The sequence below is a fragment of the Candidatus Polarisedimenticolaceae bacterium genome, assembly GCA_036275915.1.
Classification (GTDB): domain Bacteria; phylum Acidobacteriota; class Polarisedimenticolia; order Polarisedimenticolales; family DASRJG01; genus DASRJG01.
In genome coordinates this window covers 1-9,940 of sequence record DASUCV010000007.1, presented here as the reverse complement: position 1 = coordinate 9,940, position 9,940 = coordinate 1, and the positions used below count along the sequence as shown (strand labels likewise).

4 protein-coding genes are annotated in these 9,940 nt (G+C 68.7%); 1 reads left to right on the top strand and 3 read right to left on the bottom strand.

Annotation, left to right across the window (positions count from 1 at the left end; all coding sequences use genetic code 11):
- Positions 1-34: 34 nt before the first annotated feature.
- The 3 genes from VFV19_06605 to VFV19_06595 are packed head-to-tail and all read right to left on the bottom strand — an operon-like array spanning position 35 to position 5,100.
- The gene (locus VFV19_06605; GenBank protein HEX4823964.1) at positions 35-2,320 is read right to left on the bottom strand and encodes a fused MFS/spermidine synthase; all 2,286 of its coding nucleotides are present in this window, start codon (positions 2,318-2,320) and stop codon (positions 35-37) included.
- Between the two features lie 3 nt (positions 2,321-2,323).
- Positions 2,324-2,884, bottom strand: coding sequence for an elongation factor P (gene efp, locus VFV19_06600; GenBank protein ID HEX4823963.1), 561 nt, complete (start codon positions 2,882-2,884; stop codon positions 2,324-2,326).
- A complete protein-coding gene (locus VFV19_06595) occupies positions 2,881-5,100 on the bottom strand; it encodes a UvrD-helicase domain-containing protein (protein HEX4823962.1) in 2,220 nt (739 codons plus the stop codon). Before VFV19_06595 ends, efp begins: the two co-directional genes overlap by 4 nt.
- A gap of 134 nt (positions 5,101-5,234) precedes the next feature.
- Between VFV19_06595 and VFV19_06590 the strand changes: the two genes are divergently transcribed.
- Complete coding sequence (locus VFV19_06590; GenBank protein ID HEX4823961.1) at positions 5,235-9,929, top strand: immunoglobulin domain-containing protein; 4,695 nt, start codon at positions 5,235-5,237, stop codon at positions 9,927-9,929.
- The last annotated feature ends 11 nt before the right edge of the window (positions 9,930-9,940 follow it).

The following is a 9,940-nucleotide window of genomic DNA, read 5'->3' as shown; positions in this document are numbered from 1 at the left end:
CTTTGGGTGAGAATTCGGTAGCTGTCCCCTTATTTCACCAGCTCTCGACGACGGAGAACAAGCTCGAGTAATCATCGGTCCAGAGGTAGCGCTTGTCCGGTGGCGCGCCGGGATGGACCGGCAGTGCCAGCCAGCGCGCGTCCGACGCGAGTGACGCCAGCGACGCCTTGTCCGCCGCGACGACCGCCCACTCCGACGTGTCCTTTCCCTGGAGGAGCTGGTCGAGGTTGTCGATCTCGTTCTGCTCGACGAGGCCCGCGGCGTGAGCGTCCGCCACGAGCGCGTCGACGACGGGGACGAGGTCGAGGTTCTGGTTGCTCAGGTGGAACGCGATCAGCCCGCCGGGGCGGAGCTTGCGCAGGTAGAGCGCGAGCGCCTCGCGCGTGAGCAGGTGCACCGGGATGGCGTCGGAGTTGAACGCGTCGACGACGATGAGGTCGAAGAGGCCGTCGGACGCCTCGGCGATCTTGAGACGGCCGTCGCCGACGACGAAGCCGACGTCGCCCTTGCAGTCGTGAACGAACGTGAAGAACGCCGGGTCGCGCGCGATGCGGACGACCGTCGGGTCGATCTCGAAGAAGGTGATCCTGCGCCCAGGCTCGCCGTAGGCGGCGATCGTGCCGGCGCCGGCGCCGATCACGGCGACCTGGCGGAGACGCGGGCCGTAAGCGTCGAAAACCTGGCCGAGCGGTCCGCTGCGGTGGTAGTAGCTCGTCGGCAGCTCGCGGTACGCAGGGTCGAGCGACTGCCGCCCATGCTGGGTCGTGTTGTGGTTCAGGAGCTGGAACTTCACCCGGAAGGTCTGCGGCTTGCCGTTCTTGTCGGGGATGGTGAACGGGATGCCGGGCCGCTCGATGACGGTGCTGACACCGAAGAACGTGCGCTCGCGGTACTTGACCGTTCCCTGCGTCGAGCCCTGATACCAGGCGATCGCCATGAGCGCGGCGAGCGCGATCATGAACCGTCGCGGTCGCGCGACGAGCGGTAACGCGAGGCAACATGGGATGACCGCCAGGACGAGGACGATCTTGCCGCGGTCCTCCCAGTTGGCCCGCGCGACGAACTGCTGGAGGACGAGCGCCACCGCGGCGATCGCGGCAGGAATGCCGAGGTCGAGGAGGAGCGCGCGCTGGGCGTTCTTCGCGGGCGCCTCCGGCCGCGCGCGGCACACCGCGAGGAGCGCGAGCGGGTACTCGACGACCGTCGGAAAGATCAGCGGTGCCACGACCGTGTTGAACGCGCCGCCCACGACGCCGCCGGCGGCGACGCACACGTAGAACTCGGTCAGGCGCTCGGCCGGGGGCCGCATCGCGACGAGGCGCCGGTGGCAGACCATCCCCGCGCTGAGAACTGCGAGCGGATGGAGGATGAGGAGCGCCCACGCGTAGGGGCGCGAAAGCGCCCAGAAGCCGAGCGTACCGCCGAGCGCGAGGACGGCGAACGAGATCCCCCAGAACCGCTCCGAGCCGATCGTGCGCCGCGAGAAGGACAGGACGAACGAGAGCAGGTAGGCGCCGAGCGGGACGACCCACAGCAGCGGCACGACGGCGACGTCGGTCGTGATGTACTGCGTCGCGCCGAGGACGAGGCTCGACGGAATCGCCGCGAGGACGAGCCACGTGAGGCGCTCGCGCCACGTTCCCGGCGAAGCCTTCGCCGGGTGCACCTCGGCCCGGCGCATGCCGACCATCACGAGGCCGCTCGCGATCGTGAGCACGGCGACGCCCGCGAACATCACCGTCCAAAGCGTGCTCTGCGACCACGGCGTCAGATGCGGAGGGAGGAGATTCGCGTCCGGGGTCAGGATGCGAAGCGCGGGCTCGAGCACGAATGGATAGAGGAGAAGCCCGAGGAGCGAACCGGCGTTGCTCGCCGCGTAGAGGAAGTAAGGATCCGACGCGCCGGGCAGGTCGGTGCGCGCATACCAGCGCTGGAGGAGAGGACTTGCCGCGGCGAGGGCGAAGAAGGGAAAGCCGATGAGAGCGGCGAGGGTCGCGAGGAGCCAGGGGAGGGGAGGCGTCGTCCCCGGTCCCGCGGCGCGCGACCCGAGCGCCAGCGGGAGCGACAAGAATCCGATCGCCAGCACCGCCGCGTGCGCCGTCACCTGCCAGCGGGCCGGGAGACGGCCGAGAAAATGCGCGTAGAGGTAGCCCGCGAGGAGCGCGGCCTGGAAGAACAGCATGCAGCCGTTCCAGACCGCGGGCGCGCCGCCGAGCAGGGGGAGCACGAGCTTCGCCGCCATGGGCTCGGCGACGAAGAGGAGGAGCGCGCTCGCGAGGATCGCGAGCCCGAAGAGAGCGGGGATCCTCCGGGAGATCAACCGTTACGAGGTCGCGCGCCCAAGGTAGTCCGCCGACTCGGTCCCGATGCGGATGACCTCACCCTCGTTGATGAACGACGGGACCTGGACGACGAGGCCGGTCTCGAGGGTGGCGGGCTTCTTCTGGGCCGAGGCGGTCGCGCCCTTGATCCCCGGCGCGGTCTCGACCACCTTGAGGTCGACCGACGGCGGAATCTCGATGCCGACCGGCTTCCCTTCGAACCAGTCCATCGTCACGGACGACTCGGCGACGATGAACGACATCGTGTCGCCGAGCACCTCGTCGGTGAGCGCGAACTGGTCGTACGTCTCGGTGTCCATGAAGTGGTACCCCTCCGCGTCGTGGTAGAGGTACTGCATGTTCTTCGTGTCGAGGTAGACCTTCTCGACGTCGTCCTCGGAGCGGAACCGCTGCTCGGTGCCGAGACCCGTCATGACGTTCCTCATCTTGACCTGCACGAACGCGCGGAGGTTCCCCGGCGTGCGGTGCGTCGCCTCGAGGATCTTGAACACGTTCCCCTCGAAGCGGATGACCATCCCCTTGCGCATTTCGTTGGCCTTCATGACGTCGTCCCTTCCCTTTGAAGCTCCGTGTAAGCGGGCAAGATGCGTTTCGTTCCGTACCCCGAGAATTGAATGGTGAGCTTGAGGTTCTGCCCCGAGCCTTCGCGCTCGAGGACCGTGCCGCGGCCGAACATCGGATGGCGCACCGCGACGCCGACGGAGAACCCGTCCTCGGCCGGGGGAATGTCCGAGGGGCGTGCCGGTGTCCGGGTCGAGGACGCGGGGGCGCGGCGCGAGGCGGCCCTGGCGGCCGACGAGCCGTAGGAGAAGGCCCCCCAGCCGCGCTCGTCGCGGCGCCCGGAGGGCGCGTCGAAGAAGCCGAGCGAGCCTGCGCCCGAGACCTCGAGGAGGGTCTCGGGGATCTCCTCGAGAAACCGCGACGGCGGGTTCGCCTGCGGGATCCCCTGCTGGAGGCGCTGCTGCGCGCGCGAGAGGTAGAGCCGCTCGCGCGCGCGTGTGATCGCGACGTAGCAGAGGCGCCGCTCCTCCTCGACGTCGTCGTCCTCGCGGGAGCGGGCGTGGGGGAAGACGTTCTCCTCGAGCCCGGCGAGGAACACCACCGGGAACTCGAGCCCCTTCGCGTTGTGGATCGTCATGAGCGTGACGCCGGGGCGCGCACCGACCTCGTCGGCGTCGGAGACGAGCGCCGAGCGGTCGAGGAAGCCGAGGAGGGTGGGGTCTTCGACCTCCCGCTCGTACTCGACCGCCGCCGAGACGAGCGAGCGGACGTTCTCCATCCGGTCCTCGTGCTCGCCGGGGTAGGTCTTCGCGAGATACGCCGGAAAGTCGATCGTCTCGACGATCCCCTCGATGACGACGGCGGCCGGCTCGGCGGCCGCGCGGCGCGCGAAGGCGTCGGTCGCGGCGAGGAACTCCGCGAGCATCTTCGCCGCGCGCGTACCGAGCACGGGCGTTCCCAGGAGCTGCCGTGACGCATCGAGGAGCGGCAGCCCCTTCTCGCGAGCGAGCGCCTCGATCGCCTCGACCGTCGTGTCGCCGAGCCCGCGCGGCGGGACGTTGACGATGCGCCGGAATGCGACGTCGTCGCCGGGGTTCACCGCGAGCTTGAGATAGGCGAGGACGTCCTTCACTTCCTTCCGCTCGTAGAACTGGACGGCGCCGACGACCTGGTAGGGGATCCGCTCGCGGCGGAAGATCTCTTCGAGAGGCCGCGACTGCGCGTTGGTGCGATAGAGGACCGCCAGGTCTTCGTAGGCGCGCTTGGCGGACTCCCGGTTCACGCGTCCCGCGACCCACGCCGCCTCGGCGCGATCGTCGGGAGCGTGGAACATCTCGATCCGCTCGCCGCGCGCGTTCTCGGTCCACAAGGTCTTCCCCTTGCGGGCCTTGTTGTTCGCGATGACGGCACCCGCGGCGTCCAGGATGTTCATCGTCGAGCGGTAGTTCTGCTCGAGCTTGACGACCATCGCACCCGGGTGATCGCGCTCGAAGTCGAGGATGTTCCGGATCTCGGCACCGCGGAAGCGGTAGATCGACTGGTCCTCGTCGCCCACGACGCAGACGTTGTGGTGGACCGACGCCAGCGCCTTGACGAGCAGGTACTGCGGCCGGTTCGTGTCCTGGTACTCGTCGACGAGGAGGTGCTGGCAGCGGCCCGCGTAGTCCGGGGCGCCTTCCATCGTCAGGAGCTGGAGCGCCTTGAGGAGGATGTCGTCGAAGTCGACCGCGTTCGCGCGGTCGAGGCCCTCTTGATAGGCCGCGTAGACCTTGGCGACGAGCTTCGCGTCGGGCGCGAAGGCGCGGGCCTCCATCTGCGCCGGCGTCTCCATCGCGTTCTTCGCCCGGCTGATCCGCGAGAGGAAGGCGCGCGCGGAGCCGGCCGCGTCGTCCGCGCCCTCGGCGCGGAGGATGCGGCGTACGAGCGCGAGCTGGTCGTCGGTGTCGTAGATCGCGAAGTTAGGATCCAACCCGACGCCGCCACCGTCACGGCGGAGGATGCGCAGGCAGAGGCCGTGAAACGTCCCGATCCAGGGGCCGCCCGGCCCGGCGCCGAGGATCCTCTCGACGCGCTCGCGCATCTCGCGCGCGGCCTTGTTCGTGAACGTGACGGCGACGATGCCGGAGGGCGTGACGCCCTGGCCGCAGAGCCAGGCGATGCGGTGGGTGATGACGCGGGTCTTGCCGGAGCCGGCGCCCGCGAGCACGAGGAGCGGCCCGCCCGGGTGGACGACCGCCTCCCGCTGGGCGGGGTTCAACGATTCAAGCAGTTGCTCCGGTGGAGTCATCTCGGCCGAATCCTCGGAAGGGACAGGTCATTCTAGCAGCCTGAAAAATGATGGTCTTGGCGCCGTCGCACCGGTATAAGTCAGGTCAGCAGGGGGGAACGGTCATGAGAGCTTACCGGGTCGCGCTTTTCGCGATCGCTGGTGCCGCCACCACCGTGTCGGCCCGCGAACTCTCTCTCGCCGATCGAATCGCCGCACAGCGCGCGATCGAGCAGGTCTACCAGAACCACCGGATCTGGCCGGCCGAGAACGCCGGTGCGAAGCCACCCGTGACCGACGAGGTGGTCCGTGCGCGGGTCGAGGACTATCTCCTCAAGTCGAACGCGCTCGAGACGCGTCTCCATCGCCCGATCACCCCGGCCGATCTACAGGCGGAGCTCGACCGCATGGCGTCCCACACGCGCGACCCGCAGCTCCTCCAGGAGCTGTTCGATGCGCTGGGCGACGATCCTCAATTGATCGCCGAGACTCTCGTGAGAGAAACGCTCGCGAGTCGCCTCATCCTTCCCTCTCGCGAGGGGCTGCGCCCCGAGGTCGCCGACCAGCGCGGCACCTACGCGCTCCCAGTCATCGAAGCACTCTCATCCGTGTCCGCCGTGCCGAGCGCGCGCTCGGGACAGACCGCGATATGGACCGGCGCATCGATGATCGTCTGGGGCGGCGAGCCGGCGACGAACACCGGCGGTATCTACGACCCGGCGACGGACTGGTGGATGCCGCTGTCCACCGGAGCCGGAGTGCCTGATCCGCGCAGCCGTCATTCGGCGGTGTGGACCGGCAGCGAGATGATCGTGTGGGGCGGCCTCACCGGCTCCGGGGAAGTGAACACCGGCGGCCGCTACAGCCCCGCGACCGATAGCTGGACTGCCATCTCGACGGGCGCGAATTGCCCGTCGGCGCGCCAGTGGCACACCGCGGTGTGGACCGGCAGCACGATGATCGTCTGGGGCGGTCTCGCGGGAAGCACGTACCTCAACACCGGCGGCGTCTACGATCCCACAAGCGACACTTGGACCGCGACGGGGACGGGAGCCGGCGTCGCGTCGATTCGCGCCCGGCACACTGCCGTCTGGAGCGGAACGCAGATGGTGGTGTGGGGCGGCACGGACTCGGTCGGCCGCTTGAACACCGGGAGCCGGTACACACCCGGCACCGATTCGTGGTCGGCCACCTCGTTGACCGGCGTGCCTGCGGCGCGCTACCGGCACTCGGTGATCTGGACCGGAACCCAGATGATCGTCTGGGGCGGCTTCGGTACGACCTACCTCAACACGGGCGGGCGCTACAACCCGGCGATCAACGGCTGGAGCTCCACGGCGGGCGGCCCGTCGGCGCGTGCCGATCACACGGCCGTCTGGTCCGGCAGCGAGATGATCATCTGGGGCGGCCAGACGGCGATCGGCAACATGGACAGCGGTGCCCGCTACAACACCGGCGCGAATACGTGGACGCTCGTTCCCTCGGGCGGCGGCTCGCCGGCAGCGCGGTACGGCCACAGCGCCGTGTGGACCGGCTCGGAGATGATCGTCTGGGGCGGCACCACCGGCGTCACGGCGCTCGATACGGGAGGCGTCTACTTCGCCTCGACGTGGACGCCGACGGCCGGCTCGGCGCCGACGATTCGCTTCCAGCCCGGCGCCTGGGCCGGCATCCTCGGCGGCTCCGCCAGCTTCTCGGTAGGGGCGGGCGGCAACTCGCCGCTGACCTATCAGTGGCGGAAGGACGGCAACCCGCTGACAGACGGGCCGCGGGTCGGCGGCTCCGCCGGCGACACGCTGACCGTCACCGGTCTCACGGCGGCCGACGCGGGCGCCTACAGCGTCACGGTCACCAACGCCATCTCGAGCGTTCTGAGCAACGATGCCGCGCTGACCGTCGCGACGCCGCGGGGCGGCGACCCCGATCCGTCGTTCTTTCGCGGGACCGCCGCGTTCACCGGGGGGCTGGTCACCATCGATGCGATCGAATCGGTGGCGGCTCAGTCGGACGGAAAGACTCTCATCGCCGGCGCCTTCTCGAGCTTTGCCGGCGGGCCCCGCGGCCGCATCGCGCGGCTGAATGCGGACGGCTCGCTCGATCGCACCTTCATGAACGGCATGGCGGGCGCCAACGGGACGATCTGGGCGATGCTCGTGCAGCCGGACGGCAAGATCCTGATCGGTGGCGATTTCACGATGGTCGACGGGGTCGCACGTACACGGATCGCGCGCCTCAACGCCGACGGCAGCCTCGACGCAACGTTCCAGAACGGGATGAAGGGTGCGTCGGACACCGTCTACTCCATGGCGCTGCAGCCGGACGGAAGGGTCGTGATCGGTGGTGCGTTCACGCTCGTCAACGACGACGTGCAGTTCTCGCAGCAGCACTACCGCCTCGCGCGTCTAAACGCCGACGGGAGCACCGATGGGACGTTCCAGGGGGCGATCGATCAGAGCTGCGGCGCCGGCTGTCCGGGCGCCTACGCCATCGCCGTGCAGCCCGACGGAAAGCTCATCGTCGGCGGCCGGTTCAGTGAGGTGAACGGCCAGAATCGGCTTGGTCTCGCCCGGCTCAACGCGGACGGGTCGACGGACGCGACGTTCCTGAACGGGATGTCCGGACCCGACTACATCGTGTATTCGGTCGCGCTCCAGACCGACGGCCGCATCTTGATCGGCGGTGGTTTCGGTCAGGTCAACGGCGTCGATCGGCCGTACCTGGCGAGGCTCCTGCCCGACGGCAGCCTGGACGCGACGTTCCTGTCTGGAATGTCGGGCCCGGATACCGATGCGAAGAGCATCGTCGTCCAGCCCGACGGCCGCATCTTGATCGCCGGGTTCTTCGGCCAAGTGAACGGCGTGTCCCGGGTAAACGTGGCGCGTCTCCTCGCGGACGGCTCGGTCGACACGACGTTCCAGGAGGGGATGTCCGGCGCCGGCGGCGGCGTGGGAGCACGTAGCCTCTCTCTGCGGCGTGACGGCAAGGTCGTGATCGGTGGACCGGACACGGTCAACGGCGTCGCCTTCGAGAACGTCGCGCTTCTCAATGCCGACGGGAGTCTCGATCCCTATTTCGCGCCGCCGGCCGCCTCGATGAAAGGGGCGGTGCGGGCGCTCGCCGTGCAGCCGGATGGGCGCGCGATCGTCGGAGGGCTCCTCCAGACGGTCGACGGCGTCCCGCGCGGCAGGATCGCGCGTCTCGACGTCGACGGGAACCTCGACAAGACCTTCGCGAACGGCATGACCGGCGCCGTCGAGTTCGCGGCGTCGATCGAGGCGGCGGCCCTGCAGGCCGACGGCAAGATCGTCGTGGGGGGCTACTTCGCGTCGATGAACGGCGTGCCACGCTATGGAATCGCACGTCTCAACGCCGACGGCTCCGTCGACACGACGTTCCAGAACGGAATGTCGGGAACGGATTACGCCGTCTATGCTGTCGCCCTTCAGCCGGATGGGAAGATCCTCATTGGCGGCGCCTTCACGCTCGTCAACGGCGAGGCGCGCGGAAGGGTGGCGCGTCTCAACGCCGACGGCAGTCTCGACGAGAGCTTCGTCGATCCGATGGTCGGCCCAGGAAGCCTCGGAAGCGTCTGGGATCTCGTGCTGATGTCCGACGGACGTGTCGTCATCGGTGGCAGCTTCGAGAGGGTCGAGAACGCAAATACGAAGTACGTCGCGCGCCTCAATCCCGACGGCCATCGCGACATCACGTTCTTGATCTCCATCCCGAATTTCCAGCGCTCCTTTTCGGACCTCGCGGTGCAGCCGGACGGGCGTATCGTCGTCGTCGGCCGGAATTCCGCCGACTCGGGCATGGGCGACGACATCGAGCAGGTGTTCCGGTTGACCACGAGCGGCACCCTGGACGCCGGCTTCCAGAAGAGCACGCTCGGATGGACCGACAGTCAGTTCTATGGCTACGCCCGAAGGGCGTACAGCATCGTGCTCCAACCCGACGGGAAGATCGTGATCGGGGGGCAATTCCCCGTCTGGAACAATTCCACGCCGCGGGGGAACATCGTCCGTCTGAACGGCGACGGCAGCCTCGACACGTCGTTCGCCGACACGATGCCGGGGGTGAACGGGAAGGTCGATGCGATGGCGGTCTTGCCCGACGGCCGTCTTCTTCTCGGCGGCGACTTCGGCGATGTCAATCACGCGCTCTCGGGTAACGTGGCCCGCGTCTACGGATCGGCGCCGGTGGCCCCGGGGATCGCGACGCCACCGTCCGACCAGAACTCGTACGAAGGATCGTGCGCGGTCTTCCACGTCTCGGCGACCGGGACGCCACTGAACTACCAGTGGCGGAAGAACGGCGTCCCGATCGCGGGCGCGCAGGCGGCCACCCTGATGCTCACCGGCGTTTCCGCGGCGGACGTCGGAGACTACGACTGCCTCGTGACGAACGTCCTCGGCACCGCGACGAGCTTCAGCGCTCATCTGAACGTCTCACCGGTCCCCGCGTGCAAGATCGCGAGCTGCGATCCGGTGCTCGGCAGCGTGCTCAGCGACGTGCCCGCTCCCGCCGAGGTGGCGAGCGTACGCATCGACGTGACCTCGACGTTGAGCTGGACCGATCTCGGCGGCGGCACCGCCTACGACGTTGCCTCGTCGACGATCAGCGATCTTCGCTCTGGTGGAATTGCCGGCGCGACCTGTCTCGCCAACGACGTCTCGGGTGCCTCGTATGCCGATGGGCGGATTCCGGCGGCGGGGGAGGCCTACTATTACATCGTCCGCGGCCAAACGGCGTGCGGTACCGGCGGCTACGGCACCGACTCGAACGGCGTGCCGCGGTCGCCTGCTGCCGCGTGCCCGTGAAATAGCGGGAC